Genomic DNA, 16,877 nt, shown 5'->3' with positions numbered 1-16,877 from the left:
ACATGACTTTCACTACAACTCCTCGTCGTCTCGCTAAAACCCTGGCCATCGCTGCCGGCCTTAGCATCGTATCGATGTCCGCCTTCGCCGGTGGCGACGCCGCGCTCTACGGCCCAACCGCGCCAAAAGGCTCCAGCTTCGTGCGTGTCTACAACGCCAGCAACCAGGAAGTCAGCGCCACCGTCGGTGCCACCAACCTCAGCGACGTTGCGCCACTGGCCAGCAGTGACTTCAGCTTCATGCCAGGCGGTGATTACAGCGCCAAGATTGGCAGCCAGACCGTACCGGTCAAGCTTGCCGCCGACCACTACTACACCCTGGTCAACAACAGCAGCGGCCAACCGCAGTTGATCGAAGAGCCGCCGTTCAAGAACAAGCAGAAATCCCTGGTACGCGTGCAGAACCTCAGCGACAAGGCCCTGACCCTGAAAACCGCCGACGGCAAGACCGACGTGGTCAAGTCGGTGGCCGCCAAAGGCCGTGGCGAGCGTGAAATCAACCCGGTGAAGGTGAGCCTGGCGTTGTATGACGGTGACAAGAAAGTCGGCGATGTGAAGCCGGTTGCGTTGGAACGTGGTGAAGCGGCGGTGCTGTATGTCACCGGCTCGGGTTCGAGCTTGTCGCCAGTCTGGGTGAAACGCCCGGTGTCGACCCGCTGATTAGCTTTTGAAATTGACGCTCCCCCTGTAGGAGCCGGGCTTGCCCGCGATGCTAACGACTCGGTCTGTCAGCTACACCGAGGTGATGCCTTCGCGAGCAAGCCCGCTCCCACAGGCTCTGACCCAAATTGATTCAAGGAGAAACACATGATCCCAGTAATCCTTTCCGGTGGTAGCGGCTCACGTCTTTGGCCGCTTTCCCGTAAACAGTTCCCGAAACAATTCCTGGCCCTGACCGGCGAGCACACGCTGTTCCAGCAAACCCTGGAGCGCCTGGTGTTCGAAGGCATGGACACCCCGATCGTGGTCTGCAACAAGGAACACCGCTTCATCGTCAACGAGCAACTGAGCGCGCGTAAGCTCGAATGCCAGCGCGTCCTGATGGAACCGTTCGGCCGCAACACCGCGCCGGCCGTGGCCCTGACCGCGATGATGCTGGTCAACGAAGGCCGTGATGAGTTGATGCTGGTGCTGCCCGCCGACCACGTGATCGACGACCAGAAAGCCCTGCAACGCGCCCTGGCCCTGGCCACCGTGGCCGCCGAGCGTGGCGAGATGGTGCTGTTCGGCGTACCGGCAACCCGCCCGGAAACCGGCTACGGCTACATCAAGTCCACCAACGATTCGCTGCTGCCGGAAGGCGTGAGCCGCGTTGAGCAGTTCGTGGAAAAACCCAACGAAAAACGCGCCGTCGAGTTCGTCAAAAGCGGCGGTTATTTCTGGAACAGCGGCATGTTCCTGTTCCGCGCCAGCCGCTTCCTCGAAGAGCTGAAAAAACACGATCCGGACATCTACGACACTTGCCTGCTGACCCTGGAACGCAGCGAGCAGGACGCCGACACCGTGACCTTCGACGAAGCCACCTTTGCCTGCTGCCCGGACAACTCCATCGACTACGCGGTGATGGAAAAAACCCAACGCGCCTGCGTGGTGCCGCTGAGTGCCGGCTGGAGCGACGTGGGTTGCTGGGCGTCGCTGTGGGCGGTCAACGATAAAGACGTCAACGGTAACGTCAGCAAAGGCGACGTGGTGATCCAGGACAGCCGCAACTGCATGATCCACGGCAACGGCAAGCTGGTCTCGGTGATCGGCCTGGACAACATCGTGGTGGTGGAAACCAAGGACGCGATGATGATTGCCCACAAGGACAAGGTCCAGGGCGTCAAGCAGATGGTCAACACCCTCAACGACCAGGGCCGCAGCGAAACCCAGAACCACTGCGAAGTCTATCGCCCGTGGGGCTCGTACGACTCGGTGGACATGGGTGGGCGCTTCCAGGTCAAGCACATCTCGGTCAAGCCGGGCGCGTGCCTGTCGCTGCAGATGCACCACCACCGCGCGGAGCATTGGATCGTGGTCAGCGGCACCGCCGAAGTCACCTGTGACGAAAACGTGTTCCTGCTCTGCGAGAACCAGTCCACCTACATCCCGATCGCCTCGGTGCACCGCCTGCGTAACCCGGGCAAGATCCCGTTGGAGATCATCGAAGTGCAATCGGGCAGCTACCTGGGCGAAGACGATATCGAGCGGTTCGAAGATATCTACGGTCGCTCGACGCCGGTTGAACGTGGCGTGTCGGTGAAAACTATCGCGCAGTAAAACAGTCGTACAAGAAGCCCTCATCCAGCCCATTGTGTCCCCTATCCGCAGTGGGTTGGGTGGGGGCTTTTTGTTGGGGCCTATGGTGACTGTGAAGGCCTCATCGGGAGCAAGCCCCCTCCCACACTGGAGTTGTGAACACACTCAAATGTGGGAGGGGGCTTTTTCTTGGGGCCTATGGTGACTGTGAAGGCCTCATCGGGGGCAAGCCCCCTCCCACACAGGAGTTGTGAACACACTCAAATGTGGGAGGGGGCTTTTTCTTGGGGCCTGTGGTGGCTGTGAAGGCCTCATCGGGGGCAAGCCCCCTCCCACATTTTGATTTGTGAACACAGTCAAAGGTGGGAGGGGGCTTGCCCCCGATGAGGCCCGCCCGGCCACCACAGCACTCAAGCTACCCAATCCCACCTACGCTTACGTTAGGATACTCGTTCCCTACTCGAGGCGGTCTCCATGTTCTTCGGCGTTCTACTGATCATCACCTGGCTGATCCTGCTGCTGCGCTACCCCGCCAAAGCCCTGCCGGTTTCGCTGGCCGCCGCCGTGGGCCTTGGTTTTGTGGCCGTTTGGGTAGTCTGGCTGGACAATCGCGAAGCCTCACAACTGGCCCGCCTGGAATTGCGCATCAGCTACGCACCGCAGGAGTGCCCGGCCGACCGCCCGCTGAAACTGACCCTGAACAACGGCAACGACGTGCCCCTCACCGAGCTGCGCTGGCGCGTCGCCGCCTACGCGCCGGGCGACACGGTCAACCTGGCCGACAACGTCTACGCCGCCCCGCGCTATCGCGGCCCCGGCGAACTGCAGGCCGCCGCTACCTGGGAAGATTGCCTGCCGACCCCGCCCCTGCGCCCCGGGTACCGCCCGCAGACCCTGGAATTTCGCGCCGAGCACCTGCAAGGCAGTTTCTCGGACTGACAAAGGACTGATCCATGCCCAACGTACTGATCACCGGTTGCTCCAGCGGCATCGGCCGCGCCTTGGCCGACGCCTTCAAAGCGGCCGGTTATGAGGTATGGGCCAGCGCCCGGGGGGAAGCCGACGTGGCCGCCCTCACTGCCGCTGGCTTCAACGCGGTACAGCTTGATGTGAACGATGGCGCCGCCTTGCAACACCTGGCCGAACAATGGGGCGAGCTGGATGTGCTGATCAACAATGCCGGCTACGGCGCCATGGGCCCGTTGCTCGACGGCGGCACCGAGGCCATGCAGCGCCAATTCGAAACCAATGTGTTCTCGATTGTCGGCGTCACCCAGGCGCTGTTTCCGGCCCTGCGCCGTGGTAAAGGGCTGGTGGTGAACATCGGCAGCGTTTCCGGGGTATTGGTCACGCCGTTTGCCGGCGCCTACTGCGCCTCCAAAGCTGCCGTGCATGCCTTGAGCGATGCCCTGCGCATGGAGCTGGCGCCGTTTGGCGTGCGGGTGATGGAAGTGCAACCGGGAGCTATCGATACCAGCTTCGCAAAAAACGCCGGGGCCCAGGCCGAATTGCTGATCAACGAAAAATCGCCGTGGTGGCCGCTGCGCGAGGCCATCCGCGCGCGCAGCCAAGCCTCCCAGGACAAGCCGACACCGGCCAGGCAATTTGCCGCCCAGGTGCTGCACGCCGCACAGCAACCGACACCGCCGCGGTTATTGCGCGCCGGCAATGGCAGTCGAGCGCTGCCGTTAATGGCGGCCTTGCTGCCCAAAGGCTTATTGGAAAAAGTGTTGAAGAAACGCTTTGGTTTGCACGGGAGTTTATAAATGATCGACTACAGCGACTTCTTCGACGAAGTCATCCAGACCCATGTCGAGATTGAACAGTGGTTTGCCGGCGTTGCCCCCGAGGGCACACTGCAAAACCTGCTCGCGCGCTTCTCCCCCGAGTTCAGCATGGTCGCCCCTGCCACCGGCACGCGGGTCAATGCGGCCGGGGTCAATGCGCTGTTTACCCGCCTGGGCGGCATGCGCCCGGGGTTGAAGATCACCCTGAGTGAAATGGCCGGAATCGATCGACATGCGCGAGGGGCTACGGTGACCTACCGTGAGCATCAGATCGATGACAGCGGCACGCGGACCGATCGCCGCGCCACGGTGGTGTTCGAGAAGCAGGCCAGCGGCGCGCTGTTGTGGCGCCACTTGCATGAAACCTTCATCAAGGCTTAACACGGTCAAAATGTGGGAGGGGGCTTGCCCCCGATAGCGGTGGGTCAGTGACTGATGCAGTCGCTGACACTCCCTCATCGGGGGCAAGCCCCCTGCCCCATTTCAGTTCAGTGTTGGGTTGACGATCACCGTGCAGGTGATCCCCGCTGCCAGCAGCACGCCCTCCGGTACTTCATCAATGTGAATCCGCACCGGCACGCGCTGGGCCAGGCGTACCCAGTTGAAGGTCGGGTTCACATCGGCGATCAACTCGCGGCTCTCCGGGTTGTCGCGGTCGTAGATGCCGCGCGAGATGCTTTCCACGTGGCCTTTGAGGGTCTCGCCGCTCATGAGCTGCATATCGGCTGTGTCGCCGACTTTCACGTGGGGCAACTTGGTTTCTTCGAAGAAGCCATAGACCCAGAATGAATGCATATCCACCACGGCCATCTTGGCTTCGCCGATGCGCGCGTAGTCGCCACGGTGCACGTTGAGGTTGGTGACGTAGCCGTCCACCGCCGCCAGCACTTGGGTGCGTTTCAGGTTGAGTTCAGCCGCTTCCAGTTGCGCCTGTGCGTGCTGGTAGTCGGCCAGGGCCGAATCGGCGATGTTGCTCGCGTCGTCGCGGTTTTCCTTGGAGATCACCAGGGCATCGAGGTCGGCACGGCGGTGGGCGTTGACCTTACGCATCTCCCAAGTGGCTTTGCGCGACGCAACCAGAGACTGCGCTTGCTTGACCGCGATGCGGTAGTGCTCGGGGTCGATCTGCATCAGCAGGTCGCCCTTCTTCACCAATTGGTTGTCGCGCACCGGCACGTCGACGACTTCACCGGTCACGTCGGCGGCCACGTTGATGATATCGGCGCGCACCCGACCGTCGCGGGTCCATGGGGTTTCCATGTAGTGCACCCACAACGTGCGGCCGATCCAGATGGCCAACGCCAGTACCAGCAAGGTCGCGAGCAGGCTGAAAAACTTTTTCATCGGGGCATTCTCAACGGTAGACGGTCAGCGCCAGGGCGCCGAACAGGCAAACGAACAGGCTCAGGCGCAGCAACGCCGGGTGCCAGAAAAAACGGTACAGGTCGAACCCGGCCAGAAAGCGATCCAGCGCCCAGGCCAGCCCCGCAGCGATCAAAAACATCAGGGTCATGGTTGGCATATAAATGCCGTGGAACGCGATTTCACGAGGCATGCGGGGCTCCTTTGAGGGCCGCCAGTGGCGATTGCGGGTCCAGCAACGAGGTGCGGATAAAGTGCAGGTAGCTCTTCACCCGGCGCAGCGCCGAGGTGTCGAAGTGCGGGGCGAAGGGTTCGTCGGTGGCCTGCACGCGGCTGATCGCGTGGTCGACGGCGATCAAGCCACGCTCCAGGTTGCTCGCGCTGGGTTGCAGGAACAGCCGCACCAGCGAACGCCCCATCACGCGGATCGCCTGGCGCCACGGCTGGGACTCGGCATACGCCGGGTGCACCGGCAAAATCGCCTGTTCCTTACGCAGCTCGATGATCGCGTGGCCGACTTCCAGCACCACAAACATCCAGCGCAGCAAGTCGCGTTGCACCTGCGGCTGGCCAACCGCAAGGCCGTAGGCCTGGTGCAGCAGGTCGCGGGTGCGGCTTTCGAAACTCGACGCCAGGCCCTTGAGCTTGCCGCTGATCGCATACACCACTTGCTCGCGCAGGTCCTGCTCCAGGCGGCGCCACAACCAGCGGCTGTTGGGCGGCAGGATGATCGCCCCCGCCGCCGCGCACACCAGCATGCCGATAACCATGGCGATGTAGTCGTTAATAAATGTGTAGGGGTTGTAGACCGTGAGGTTGTCCGGCACCGAGCCGGTGCTGAAAAAGATCAGCAAGCCCAGGCCCACTCCGGCGTATTGCGGGCGTGAAGCGAGGAACGCGCCGAGCACGATCACCGGCGCGAGCATCACGCAGAGCAGTGGGAAACCGTCGATCCACGGGAAGATGAAAAACATTTCCACGAAGCCCACCAACGCGCCGATCAAAGTGCCGCAAGCCATCTGGAACGCCATACGCTTGGGGTTGGGCGTGGCGGCGGACAGGCCGACCGTCGCGGCGGCGATCAGGGTCATGGTGGCGCCGCTGGGCCAGGCGGTGGCCACCCAGTAACTGCCCAGCGCAATCAGGATGAACGACGCGCGAATGCCCGAGGCGGCGCAGGCCAGCCAGTTGGTCTTGGGGATAAAGGTTTCGTCCCACTGTTCGCGTGCATGGCTGTGGTCGGCCAGAGAGGCGTGGGTCTGCGCGTAGTTGTGCAGGTCGTCGACAAAGCGGTAAAGCAACTCGTAGGCCGTGTGGAAATCCAGCTGCTCGGCTTCGCTTGGGTTGCCCTCCTGGAAGCTCGCGCGCAGGCTGCGCACCTTGGCGGGCAGGGCGTCCTTGTAGGCACTCAATTGGTTGACCAGGCGCGCGGCGTCGGGGCTGGTAAGGGCGCGGCCAGAGAAACCATCCAGCACTTCAGCGAGGTCTTGCAGGCCGGGCTTGATGGCGACCACCACATGGTCAGCCGCATCGGTGCGCAAGCGTTCGAGCAACTGGTGCAAGGCGTTGAAGCGCGTGGTGACGCTCATGAACTCGCTGTTGAGGCGACTGAGCCGGCCGTTGCGCCGGCGCATATGCGGGTCTTCGAACACGGTGACGCTGCGCAGCCCTTCCAGGCCCACGGCTTCGGCGATAAAGCGCACGTTGCTGGCTTCAAACCCCTCACGCTGGCTGCGCCCACGCAGGCCATCGGTGACGAACAGCGCGAACACGCCAAACCGCTGGTACAGCGCATTGCGCATCGCGGCGCTGCTGGTTTGCGGCAGGATCGCGGCGCTGACCAGGGTGGAACACAAAATCCCCAGGGAGATTTCCAGTACTCGCCACACCGCCGCCATAAACGCGCCGTCCGGGTGGGCCAGCGCCGGCAGGCCGACCATCGCCGCCGTGTAGCCGGCCAGCACAAACCCATAGGCGCGAAAGTTGCGATTGCGCGTGGCGCCGGCAGTGCAGATGCCGACCCAAATCGCCAGCGCGCCAAGGAACAACTCGGTGTTCTGCGCAAACAACGCGATCAGCAACACCATTACCGCCGACCCCGCCAGGGTGCCGAGGAAGCGATAGAAGCTCTTGGCGAACACTTGGCCGCTCTGCGGTTGCATCACGATAAACACAGTGATCATCGCCGTGCGCGGTTGCGGCAACTCCAGGCGCATCGCCAGCCAAAGGGTAAGGAATGCGGCGATCAGCACTTTGAAGATATACACCCAGGTCACGCCATCGCTGCGTGCCCAGTCGAAAAAACCACGGCGCCACTCAAGGGAATGCAGCCAGCGCAGCGGTGCAGGCAAGGGAGTCATCGAATCCTACTCAGTGATCGAACACGGCCAGCGCCGCCGGGGTCTTGCTCGGGAGGGTCTTGGCGTGTTGCGGTGCGTCTTTGCCGGCGTCGAGGCCGCCGCCCAGGGCGGTGACCAGTTCGGCATGGGCACTCAGGCGTGCGGCCTGTACCTGTTGCTCGACTTGTTGCTGGCGGAACAGCAAGGTCTGGGCGTTCAGCACGTTGAGGTAATCGGTGAGGCCGCGCTGGTAGGCGATCATCGCGATGTCATAGGTTTTCCGCGCCGAGGCCACCGACTGCGCGGCAAAACCCGCTTGCTTGTCCATGGACTCGCGGCGGATCAACTGGTCGCTGATGCCCTTGAGCGCGTTGACCAGGGTCTGGTTGTACTTGGCCACGGCGATGTCATAGTCGGCGCTGGCCTCACCCAGCTCGGCGCGCAAGCGTCCGCCGTCGAAGATCGGCAAGGTGATCGCCGGGCCGACGTTGTAGTTGAATTTCTTGCCGGCGAGAAACTCCAGCATGCCGCCGCCGGTGGCCATATAGCCAAGGCTGCCGACCAGGTCGACGTTGGGATAGAACCCGGCATGGGCCACATCGATGCCACGGGCCTGGGCCGCCACTTGCCAGCGGCTGGCAACCACGTCCGGGCGCTGGCCGAGCAATTGCGCGGGCAGGCTGGACGGCAGTTTCAGCGGCGCGGCCAGGGATAATGTCGGGCGTTGCAATTGCGCGCCCGCCCCAGGGCCTTTGCCCGCTAAAGCAGCAAGCTGGTTGCGGCTCAGGGCGATTTCTTCGTCCAGGGCATCCAGTTGGCGATGGGTTTCCGGCAGCGGGGTCTCGGCCTGGCTCACGTCGAAGTGCGTACCGATCCCGGCGTTCAGGCGCTTGTTGGCCAGGTCGAGAATCTGCTGTTGCTGGGCCAGGGTCGCCGCGACGATATCGCGGTTGGCGTACTGCAACGACAGCTGGATATAGGCGCGCACCACGTTGTTCTGCAGCTCAAGCTGGGCCTGTCGCGCTTCGGCAGCGCTCATGTGCGCCAGGTCGACGGCCCGCTCGCTGGCATTACTTTCGCGGCCCCACAGGTCGAGGGCATAGCTCAGGCCCAGGGACGAGTTGTTGTCCCAGGTGGTGGCACCGCTCAATTCGCCCGGGCCGTAGAACTGATCCTTGGGCCAGTTGTGGCGTTTGAGGGTGGTGTCGCTGTTGATCTGCAACGACTCCGCCGACTCGGCAATCCCGGCCATCGCGCGGGCTTCACGCACTCGCGCGGCGGCGATGGCCATGCTCGGGCTGCTTTGGGTGGCGAGGTCGACCCAACGGTTGAGCTGCGGGTCGCCATAGGCCTGCCACCATTGCGCGGTGGGCCAGTGGGCGTCCTGGGTGGCGCTCTGGATCGCTTCGTCGGTGGCCAGGGTATTGGCGTTGAGGGCCTGGCCTTGGGGGGCGATTCCTCCGGTTCCGATGCAGCCGCTGATTGCTAACGTTAAAGCGCAGACACTGAGAGCCTTCAGCTCTCGGTTGATGAGAGTTTTCAGCTCTCTGCTGATGCGACGCGGCACTGCTGCGAATTCCTGAGATGGTGATGCACGGTAGGTGGCGCAATTCTAGGCGGCGGCATGAATGGCGATAAGCTGGCATTCCTGTGAATCTTTGTTACCGTTCAAGCGATAATCCGTTGGTAGGGATCACTGGACGGCGTAACTTTCTGTCACAATTTGTTATCTCCCCTGAGAACACTCCATGGACACTTTGCAAAACATGCGCGCCTTCAGTTGCGTGGCCGAAGCTGGCAGCTTCACCGCCGCCGCCGTGCAACTGGACACCACCACTGCCAACGTCTCGCGCGCGGTCTCCAACCTGGAGGCCCATCTGCAAACCCGTTTGCTCAACCGCACCACCCGACGCATTGCCCTCACCGAGGCGGGTAAACGCTACCTGCTGCGCTGTGAGCAGATCCTGGCTTACGTCGAAGAGGCCGAGGCCGAAGCCAGTGACGCCCACGCGCGCCCCGCCGGGCAGTTGAAAGTGCACACCATGACCGGCATCGGCCAGCATTTCGTCATCGACGCCATCGCCCGCTACCGCCGCACCCATCCAGACGTCACCTTCGACCTGACCCTGGCCAACCGCGTGCCGGACCTGCTCGACGAGGGCTACGACGTGTCCATCGTGCTGGCCAGTGAACTGCCGGACTCGGGGTTTGTGTCGCAGCGGCTGGGCATCACTTACAGCATTGCGTGTGCATCGCCGGATTACGTGAAAGCCAAGGGGTGTGCGCAACGGCCGCATGACTTGCTCAACCATGCGTGTTTGCGCCTGGTGAGCCCGGTGATCCAGTTGGACAAGTGGACGTTCAATGGGCCGGAAGGCCAGGAAAGTGTGGCGATTAATACGTCGCCGTTCCTGGTGAATTCGGCGGATGCGATGAAGACCGCGATCACCAGTGGCATGGGCGTCGGCTTGCTGCCGGTGTACGCTGCCATCGAAGGCCTGCGCAACGGCACCCTGGTGCGGGTGATGCCCAACTACCGTTCCCAGGAGCTGAACCTGTACGCCATCTACCCATCGCGCCAGTATCTGGATGCGAAGATCAAGACCTGGGTGGAATATTTGCGCGGCTCGTTGCCGGAGATTCTGGCGGCGCATCAGGCGGAACTGGTGGCGTATGAGTTGAGTGGCAGCCTCAGTGGGGCTCGCCTGGCGAACTGATTTCCAACAGGCAATATGGATCAAATGTGGGAGGGGGCTTGCCCCCGATAGCGGTGTGTCAGTCGCCAGAGGTACTGGCTGATCCACTGCCATCGGGGGCAAGCCCCCTCCCACATTGGTTCAGCGGTGCCCTGACAATTGCCGGCAGGAATGTTAGCGTGCTTACCATTCTCCCGTCGTCGCCGAGCCCGCCTGCCATGAAAAAGACCGTCCTCGCCTTCAGCCGCGTCACCCCGGCAATGATCGAACGCCTGCAACAGGATTTCGACGTGATCGCGCCCAACCCCAAGCTGGGCGACATCAACGCGCAGTTCAATGAAGCCCTGCCCCACGCCCACGGCCTCATCGGCGTAGGCCGCAAGCTTGGCCGCGAACAGTTGCAAGGTGCGAGCAAGCTGGAGGTGGTCTCCAGCGTCTCAGTGGGCTACGACAACTACGACGTAGCGTACTTCAACGAGCGCGGCATCATGCTCACCAATACCCCCGACGTCCTCACCGAAAGCACCGCCGACCTGGCCTTCGCCCTGCTGATGAGCAGCGCGCGCCGCGTGGCGGAGCTGGACGCCTGGACCAAGGCCGGCCAGTGGAAAGCCAGCGTCGGCGCGCCGTTGTTCGGTTGCGATGTGCATCGCAAAACCCTGGGTATCGTCGGCATGGGCAATATCGGCGCGGCCGTGGCCCGGCGTGGGCGCCTGGGGTTCAACATGCCAATTCTCTACAGCGGCAACAGCCGCAAGGTTGAACTTGAGCAAGAGCTGGGGGCACAGTTCCGCAGCTTGGACCAACTGCTGGCCGAGGCGGATTTCGTGTGTCTGGTAGTACCGCTCAGCGACAAGACCCGCCACCTGATCAGCACGCGCGAACTGGGGCTGATGAAGTCCAGCGCAATCCTGATCAATATTTCCCGGGGCCCGGTGGTCGATGAGCCAGCCCTGATCGAAGCCCTGCAAACCCAGAAAATCCGTGGTGCCGGGCTGGATGTGTATGAGCAGGAGCCGCTGGCCGAGTCGCCGCTGTTCCAACTGAGCAATGCCGTGACCCTGCCGCATATCGGCTCGGCGACGCATGAAACCCGTGAAGCCATGGCCAACCGTGCCCTGGAGAACCTGCGCAGTGCCTTGCTCGGCCAGCGTCCACAGGACCTGGTAAACCCGCAGGTGTGGAAAGGCTGATCATCATCCCCTGTGGGAGAGGGCTTGCGCTCTCCCACATTGACTCAGCTCGATACAAAATCAGTTAAAGCCTGGACCCGCCAAGTCGATAACCTTCCATAGATCGTCATCCCTGATTCACAGAAGGTTTTTATGTCCACCACCAAAGCCCGCGCAGACTCACTCTCGCTTCTGCTCTTTACCTTGCGTAGCGGCAAGCTGATGGCGATCAACCTGCTGAAAGTCAGCGAAATCATCCCCTGCCCGCCGCTGACCAAGCTGCCGGAGTCCCACCCCCACGTCAAAGGCATCGCCACCCTGCGCGGTAATTCGCTGGCGGTGATCGACCTGAGCCGTGCCCTGGGCGAAATGCCCTTGGCCGACCCGGACGGCGGCTGCCTGATCGTCACCGACGTGAGCCGCTCCAAGCAAGGCCTGCACGTGCAGGCGGTGAGCAAGATCGTGCATTGCCTGACCACCGATATTCGCCCACCGCCTTACGGCTCCGGCGGCAACCGCGCCTTCATCACCGGGGTTACCCAGGTGGAAGGTGGCCTGGTGCAGGTGCTGGATATCGAAAAAGTCATCCACGGCATCGCGCCGGCGCCGATTGAAGCCGCGCCCACCGACCTGACCATGGAAGAGGCCGAGGTGCTGGGCAATGCGCGGATTCTGGTGGTAGACGACAGCCAGGTGGCCCTGCAGCAGTCGGTGCACACCCTGCGTAACCTCGGCCTGACCTGCCACACCGCGCGCAGTGCCAAGGAAGCCATTGATGTGCTGCTGGAGCTGCAAGGCACGGTGGAGCAGATCAACGTGGTGGTGTCCGACATCGAAATGTCGGAAATGGACGGCTATGCCCTCACCCGCACCCTGCGTGAAACCCCAGATTTCCAGCAGCTTTACGTGTTGTTGCACACCTCGCTGGACAGTGCGATGAACAGCGAAAAAGCCCGCCTGGCGGGCGCCGACGCGGTGCTGACCAAGTTCTCATCCCCAGAGCTGACCAAGTGCCTGGTGGTGGCCGCCCAGACCGTCGCGCAAAAGGGTCTGTAATTGGTGACAGAGTATTACCAACTGCTGCGTCGCAACCTCACGGGCAGCCTGCCCGCCCCGCAATGGCCGGCGGGAACGGTGTTGGATCATTACCGTGACGACCTCGCCCCGGCGGTTCACGCGATATTGCGCATGACCCAGGACCAGGGCGGGGGCCGCGTCCCCGCCCTGGACACCTGGCAGCAGCAGTTCATCACCGATGCCGAATTCGACCCCACGCTGTGCCTGGTGGCCAGCAACGCCGAGGGTATTCTCGGCGTGGCCCAATGCTGGACCAGCGCTTTTATCAAGAACCTCTCCATCCACCCCTGCGCCCAGGGCCAGGGGCTGGGCCGAGCGCTGTTACTGCATACCTTTCATGTGTTCAAGCAGCGCGGCGAGCCCTATGTCGACCTGAAGGTGCGCGAAAGCAACCTGCGCGCCCGGCAACTGTATGAAAGTGCCGGCATGGCCTTTGTGCTGCGCGATGTAGTCCCGCAGGGCTGACAGGCGCTGGCGCATAACTTGCTTCCAGAGAGCCTGAACGGTGGAAAGAGGTAAAAACCCGTCACCGTTCTTGCGTGCCCTCTGACCTTGCCTGGTGACAGATCCGCCATGAACACCCATTTTTCCTGCGTCGGCTGCGGCAAATGCTGCACCGATCATCACGTGCCCCTGACCCTCGCCGAAGCCCGTATGTGGGCGGCGGACGGCGGTAACGTCATCGTGCTGATCGAAGGTTTCCTTGGCAATGGCCTGGGCCTGCCCCAACAGCAACGTGAACATGCCGAACGGCGTTCGGTGGTGGTGCCCAGCGGCAACACCGAGGCATTCGTGGCCATCACCTTTGCCGCCTACAACGTCGGGCGCTGCCGGAATCTTGACGAAGACAACCTGTGCCGCATCTATGAACGCCGCCCGTTGGTGTGCCGGATTTATCCGATGGAGATCAACCCGCATATCCCCCTGAACCCTGCGGCCAAGGATTGCCCGCCGGAATCCTGGGAACAGGGGCCGGCGCTGATCGTCGGTGGCGAGTTGGCAGACCCGGAGCTGGCGGCGTTGATCCAGCGTTCGCGCCAGGCCGACCGTGACGACGTGCAGACCAAAGAGGCGGTGTGCGCCTTGCTTGGCATTCGCACCACAGCACTCAAGGGCGATGGGTTTACCGCGTACTTGCCGGACATGGCGGCGTTTGCCCAGGCCATCGAGCGGGCGGTGGACCGACCCGCCGTGGCCAATGAATGGGTGTTCCACGTGTCCGGCCTGGACATCGCCGCACAGCTGCTGGACGCCGGGGCGCAGATTGCCACCGAGGTGCCGGCCAACTATGCGTTCATCTCCTTGCGCGCCGCTTAGGCGCGCAGGCGCTGACGGCTGCCACGTTGGCTCAGAGGCTGGCCATGCACTCGACTTCGATCCGTGCATCGGCTAACAGCTTGGCGCCAATGGTGGTACGGGTGGGCAGGCGGTCCGCCGGGAACGCACTGGCATAGACTTGGTTCATTGCCGCAAAGTCCTTGAGGTCGGCAAGAATCACCGTGCATTTGGCGACCCGGTCCATCCCGATAGCGTTTGCCTTGAGAATGCCGCGCAGGGTCTCGACGATCTGCGCGGTTTCGGCGCGAATGCCTCCGGGCACCAGCTCACCGTTTGCATCCAGGCCCAACAAACCGGAGATGTAGAGGGTTTGGCCGACTTGCACGGTTTCCGAAAATGGCAAACCCGCCGCGGCTGCTGGCGTATGGACCATCTTCACCGGCTCAGACGGAGCGGCGCCCAGATAAGGCTCGGTAATGGCCGCGTACTTGCCGTTGTCTTTCAAGCGTTGCAAGGCCTCGTTCAGCGCGGCGGTCAAGTCAGGGTTGGTCTTGCGCGTCGCAATGGCGACGCCACCGCCCAACATCTCATCGACAATCGCGGGCCCGGCAAACGTAAATGCCACGCCCTCAGGCGTGCTCAATAAGGCTTCACTGATCTCGAGGGTGTTTTGCAAGGTCGCATCAATTTCCCCAGCCTGAAAACTGCGGATCAACTCGGTATTCAGGCCGAAGCTACGCACCGTCACCCCCTCGGGAGCCCAGCGTGCCTTGGCAAAGGCTTCCCGGCTGGTGCCTGCAAGCACGCCCACGCGCTCGCCTTTAAGCGATTGTGGGTTGGGCAGTAAATTCACGCCCCTGGGCACGACCAGTTGGCTTTGCAGGGCATAGAGGTCTTGGGTGAAATCAACGGTTTCGCGCCGCGCCGGTGTGGCGGTCATTGGCATGATTGCGTCGAAACTTCCGGCCTGGAGCGCAGCAATATTGGTCGCATAGGGTTGTTCGACCCACACGCAACGCGCGTGCAGCTCGGCACACAGGGCGTTACCCAACTCGATATCCAGGCCTACAAGTTCGCCTTGCGCATTGCGGTATTCAAAGGGCGGGACATCCGCCTCCACCCCGAAGCGAATCTCACCCCACGATTCCTCGGGCGCGGGCGCAATAGCACAGCCCGTTCCTGTGAATAAAATCGAAGAAAACGTTGCCAGCGCCAACAGTCGTCTTGTGGTAGCCATAAACCCGTCCTGTGCCAAAGTAGTGTGGAACATGCGGGCTGCATCATTTACGGCCCGAACGCGCCAAACGTTCTAACAAGCACTCACCGGTCCTCAACTACGACTCGCCTGTTTGTATCGTAGGATTAGTCCCAAAATTAGCGTGGACGGTTTTCTGCCCCTACCGCCGCCCCCAGAATGCCTGCGCCAACTGACGTAGATCCTCGGCCAATGCCGCCACACTCCCAGAGCTGCGCTGGCTAATGGAGATGCGCACCGATAGAGCCAATACCGATCCAGCTCATGTTTCGCGCAATTAATTAGCCATCACGGTGTGTCCAGGTGGTAGGGCGCCAGGATCCGTTGGTATTCACCGTTTTGCATCAGTTCTTCAAGGGCACGGTTGAGGTCTTTGCGTAGCGCCGTGTCGGATTTTCGCAACGCAATCGCCGTACCATCGCCCAGCAACTCGGCCGAAACGGCGGGGCCCAGGAAGTCGAAATCCTGGCCATGCTCGGTGTCGAGCAGCGCCCGGCGAATTTCCAGGGTGCCCTGCAGGGTCGCATCGATATCGCCGGCCACCAGGCTGCGCACCAGCTCGTCGTTGAGCCAGAAACTCTTGATGATCACGCCTTTGGGCGCCCACATGGAGCGGGCAAACGCTTCGCGATTGCTGCCCAGCAACACCCCCACCCGCTTGCCTTTCAGCGAGCCCATGATCGGCATCAGGCCGGAGGATCTACGCGCGACCAAGCGTGTGGTGAACGGGTAAAGGTGATCGGTGAAGTTCACCCGTCGTCGCCGCTCGGAGGTCGGGGCCATGCCCATGATAGCGTCGAATTGCCAGGCTTCAAGGGCGGGGAAGTTTTCCACCAGCACCTGATCGACCCAGGTACACCGTACATTCAGCTGTTGGCACAGGGCGTTTCCCAGCTCGATATGCAAGCCGACCAACTGCCCTTGCGGGTTGCGGCTCTGGAAGGGGGGGAATTGCGCGGCAACGGCGAAGCGGATTTCGCGTCGCGGTAGATCGGCGGCTGCCACGGCATCCGCTGAAAGCAGCAGGGCAAGCGCTACACAGAGGTGTATCAGGGCCACGGGAAGCGTCCTTTTCCGGAAAGACCAGCCTCACTAAACCCAGCCTCGGTAAAAACCATCGAGGTTGGGCAGAGGGAGTGCAAGCTTTCAAGAAAGGGCCGTAGGCCTTCAATCAGAAAGATAAACAGGTCGTGTAGGAAAAAGCCAACACGACTCGCAACTCTTTACTCTTAGCGTTTACCCATGGAGCGACGGGTGCCCGGTGGGGCCATGCCCGGGGACTTGGTGTGACCGTTCTTGGCGCCGTTCTTGTACCAAGGCTGCGCGGCGTTCTTGGCCCCGGCCAGCTCACCCGGTTTGAAGGGAAACTTGAACGCCGGGATCTCGGCTTTTTCAACGCCTTCGGCGCCGGCCGGATCGACGAGGTCGGCCGCGTCAACAGGGGGTTGTGTCGGGGAAGTCATGGAAGCTCCGGAACGTGCAGAAAATGACGCGGGGCCGGCTTGCGGGCCACGCTGGTGCGCAGTATACCTGCCCGCCTCGGATCTTTAACCACCGCTTGTACGAATGGTCGACCTTTGCTGACAGCGCTGTCAGTTAGCAGTCACCTTGCTGACCGGGTTGGCAGGCTATAAAGACCCCACACTCCTCCAACCTTTGCCCTGGCGCCTCACC

General features: G+C 62.2%; 17 protein-coding genes. 10 read left to right on the top strand and 7 right to left on the bottom strand.

Features of this window, described 5'->3' with window-relative positions:
• Nucleotides 1-2 precede the first annotated feature (2 nt).
• The 5 genes from CXQ82_RS05080 (at nucleotide 3) to CXQ82_RS05060 (ending at nucleotide 4,405) form a co-directional block, all read left to right on the top strand.
• Nucleotides 3-659 carry an alginate O-acetyltransferase AlgF gene (locus tag CXQ82_RS05080; RefSeq protein ID WP_101266705.1) on the top strand — a complete coding sequence of 219 codons (657 nt, stop codon included), beginning with the start codon at nucleotides 3-5 and terminating at the stop codon, nucleotides 657-659.
• 147 nt (nucleotides 660-806) lie between these two features.
• Nucleotides 807-2,258, top strand: a complete 1,452-nt coding sequence (locus CXQ82_RS05075) for a mannose-1-phosphate guanylyltransferase/mannose-6-phosphate isomerase (RefSeq protein ID WP_101266703.1) — start codon at nucleotides 807-809, stop codon at nucleotides 2,256-2,258.
• Between the two features lie 453 nt (nucleotides 2,259-2,711).
• The gene (locus CXQ82_RS05070) at nucleotides 2,712-3,176 is read left to right on the top strand and encodes a multidrug transporter (RefSeq protein WP_101266701.1); all 465 of its coding nucleotides are present in this window, start codon (nucleotides 2,712-2,714) and stop codon (nucleotides 3,174-3,176) included.
• Between the two features lie 14 nt (nucleotides 3,177-3,190).
• Nucleotides 3,191-4,003 (top strand): SDR family oxidoreductase, encoded by an 813-nt coding sequence (locus tag CXQ82_RS05065; RefSeq protein ID WP_101266700.1) that lies wholly within the window; start codon nucleotides 3,191-3,193, stop codon nucleotides 4,001-4,003.
• Entirely contained in the window at nucleotides 4,004-4,405 is a 402-nt protein-coding gene (locus tag CXQ82_RS05060; RefSeq protein ID WP_101266698.1) for a DUF4440 domain-containing protein, read from the top strand.
• A 102-nt stretch (nucleotides 4,406-4,507) separates the two neighbouring features.
• Here CXQ82_RS05060 and CXQ82_RS05055 read toward each other — a convergent pair whose 3' ends face one another.
• The 4 genes from CXQ82_RS05055 to CXQ82_RS05040 are packed head-to-tail and all read right to left on the bottom strand — an operon-like array spanning nucleotide 4,508 to nucleotide 9,292.
• On the bottom strand, nucleotides 4,508-5,368 hold the full coding sequence (locus tag CXQ82_RS05055; RefSeq protein WP_101266696.1) for an HlyD family secretion protein: 861 nt from the start codon (nucleotides 5,366-5,368) through the stop codon (nucleotides 4,508-4,510).
• Between the two features lie 10 nt (nucleotides 5,369-5,378).
• Nucleotides 5,379-5,579 (bottom strand): DUF1656 domain-containing protein, encoded by a 201-nt coding sequence (locus tag CXQ82_RS05050; RefSeq protein WP_071486049.1) that lies wholly within the window; start codon nucleotides 5,577-5,579, stop codon nucleotides 5,379-5,381.
• Nucleotides 5,569-7,746: an FUSC family protein gene (locus CXQ82_RS05045; protein WP_101266694.1), complete on the bottom strand. Its 2,178-nt coding sequence runs from the start codon at nucleotides 7,744-7,746 to the stop codon at nucleotides 5,569-5,571. Before CXQ82_RS05045 ends, CXQ82_RS05050 begins: the two co-directional genes overlap by 11 nt.
• 10 nt (nucleotides 7,747-7,756) lie before the next feature.
• Nucleotides 7,757-9,292: an efflux transporter outer membrane subunit gene (locus tag CXQ82_RS05040; RefSeq protein WP_101266692.1), complete on the bottom strand. Its 1,536-nt coding sequence runs from the start codon at nucleotides 9,290-9,292 to the stop codon at nucleotides 7,757-7,759.
• Nucleotides 9,293-9,473: 181 nt separating this feature from the next.
• Here CXQ82_RS05040 and CXQ82_RS05035 point away from each other — a divergent pair, with 181 nt between their 5' ends.
• The 5 genes from CXQ82_RS05035 to CXQ82_RS05015 all read left to right on the top strand — a co-directional run bounded on the left by CXQ82_RS05035 (nucleotide 9,474) and on the right by CXQ82_RS05015 (nucleotide 13,987).
• Nucleotides 9,474-10,442, top strand: coding sequence for a LysR family transcriptional regulator (locus CXQ82_RS05035; RefSeq protein WP_101266690.1), 969 nt, complete (start codon nucleotides 9,474-9,476; stop codon nucleotides 10,440-10,442).
• Between the two features lie 197 nt (nucleotides 10,443-10,639).
• Complete coding sequence (locus CXQ82_RS05030; RefSeq protein ID WP_101273720.1) at nucleotides 10,640-11,614, top strand: D-glycerate dehydrogenase; 975 nt, start codon at nucleotides 10,640-10,642, stop codon at nucleotides 11,612-11,614.
• 132 nt (nucleotides 11,615-11,746) lie between these two features.
• Nucleotides 11,747-12,649 (top strand): chemotaxis protein CheV, encoded by a 903-nt coding sequence (locus tag CXQ82_RS05025; protein ID WP_101266687.1) that lies wholly within the window; start codon nucleotides 11,747-11,749, stop codon nucleotides 12,647-12,649.
• A 3-nt stretch (nucleotides 12,650-12,652) separates the two neighbouring features.
• The gene (locus CXQ82_RS05020) at nucleotides 12,653-13,135 is read left to right on the top strand and encodes an N-acetyltransferase (protein ID WP_101273719.1); all 483 of its coding nucleotides are present in this window, start codon (nucleotides 12,653-12,655) and stop codon (nucleotides 13,133-13,135) included.
• A gap of 108 nt (nucleotides 13,136-13,243) precedes the next feature.
• Nucleotides 13,244-13,987: a YkgJ family cysteine cluster protein gene (locus CXQ82_RS05015; protein WP_101266685.1), complete on the top strand. Its 744-nt coding sequence runs from the start codon at nucleotides 13,244-13,246 to the stop codon at nucleotides 13,985-13,987.
• Between the two features lie 31 nt (nucleotides 13,988-14,018).
• Here CXQ82_RS05015 and CXQ82_RS05010 read toward each other — a convergent pair whose 3' ends face one another.
• From CXQ82_RS05010 to CXQ82_RS05000, 3 genes are all read right to left on the bottom strand, one after another.
• Nucleotides 14,019-15,185, bottom strand: a complete 1,167-nt coding sequence (locus CXQ82_RS05010) for a transporter substrate-binding domain-containing protein (RefSeq protein WP_101266683.1) — start codon at nucleotides 15,183-15,185, stop codon at nucleotides 14,019-14,021.
• 306 nt (nucleotides 15,186-15,491) lie between these two features.
• Nucleotides 15,492-16,262, bottom strand: coding sequence for a transporter substrate-binding domain-containing protein (locus CXQ82_RS05005; RefSeq protein ID WP_101266681.1), 771 nt, complete (start codon nucleotides 16,260-16,262; stop codon nucleotides 15,492-15,494).
• Between the two features lie 170 nt (nucleotides 16,263-16,432).
• Nucleotides 16,433-16,666, bottom strand: coding sequence for a hypothetical protein (locus tag CXQ82_RS05000; protein WP_101266679.1), 234 nt, complete (start codon nucleotides 16,664-16,666; stop codon nucleotides 16,433-16,435).
• Between the last annotated feature and the right edge of the window lie 211 nt (nucleotides 16,667-16,877).

It is taken from the genome of Pseudomonas sp. S09G 359, assembly GCF_002843605.1.
Classification (GTDB): Bacteria; Pseudomonadota; Gammaproteobacteria; order Pseudomonadales; family Pseudomonadaceae; genus Aquipseudomonas.
The sequence above is the reverse complement of the archived record's forward strand: the minus strand, read 5'-3'. Positions and strand labels throughout refer to the sequence as shown.

What these genes read in the sequence shown, in the direction of transcription:
- CXQ82_RS05070 (WP_101266701.1), top strand. Translation starts at nt 2,712, where the DNA reads ATGTTCTTCGGCGTTCTACTGATCATCACCTGGCTGATCCTGCTGCTG.
- CXQ82_RS05065 (WP_101266700.1), top strand. Translation starts at nt 3,191, where the DNA reads ATGCCCAACGTACTGATCACCGGTTGCTCCAGCGGCATCGGCCGCGCC.
- CXQ82_RS05060 (WP_101266698.1), top strand. Translation starts at nt 4,004, where the DNA reads ATGATCGACTACAGCGACTTCTTCGACGAAGTCATCCAGACCCATGTC.
- CXQ82_RS05000 (WP_101266679.1), bottom strand. Translation starts at nt 16,666, where the DNA reads ATGACTTCCCCGACACAACCCCCTGTTGACGCGGCCGACCTCGTCGAT.
- CXQ82_RS05015 (WP_101266685.1), top strand. Translation starts at nt 13,244, where the DNA reads ATGAACACCCATTTTTCCTGCGTCGGCTGCGGCAAATGCTGCACCGAT.
- CXQ82_RS05080 (WP_101266705.1), top strand. Translation starts at nt 3, where the DNA reads ATGACTTTCACTACAACTCCTCGTCGTCTCGCTAAAACCCTGGCCATC.
- CXQ82_RS05035 (WP_101266690.1), top strand. Translation starts at nt 9,474, where the DNA reads ATGGACACTTTGCAAAACATGCGCGCCTTCAGTTGCGTGGCCGAAGCT.
- CXQ82_RS05010 (WP_101266683.1), bottom strand. Translation starts at nt 15,185, where the DNA reads ATGGCTACCACAAGACGACTGTTGGCGCTGGCAACGTTTTCTTCGATT.
- CXQ82_RS05030 (WP_101273720.1), top strand. Translation starts at nt 10,640, where the DNA reads ATGAAAAAGACCGTCCTCGCCTTCAGCCGCGTCACCCCGGCAATGATC.
- CXQ82_RS05025 (WP_101266687.1), top strand. Translation starts at nt 11,747, where the DNA reads ATGTCCACCACCAAAGCCCGCGCAGACTCACTCTCGCTTCTGCTCTTT.
- CXQ82_RS05055 (WP_101266696.1), bottom strand. Translation starts at nt 5,368, where the DNA reads ATGAAAAAGTTTTTCAGCCTGCTCGCGACCTTGCTGGTACTGGCGTTG.
- CXQ82_RS05045 (WP_101266694.1), bottom strand. Translation starts at nt 7,746, where the DNA reads ATGACTCCCTTGCCTGCACCGCTGCGCTGGCTGCATTCCCTTGAGTGG.
- CXQ82_RS05075 (WP_101266703.1), top strand. Translation starts at nt 807, where the DNA reads ATGATCCCAGTAATCCTTTCCGGTGGTAGCGGCTCACGTCTTTGGCCG.
- CXQ82_RS05050 (WP_071486049.1), bottom strand. Translation starts at nt 5,579, where the DNA reads ATGCCTCGTGAAATCGCGTTCCACGGCATTTATATGCCAACCATGACC.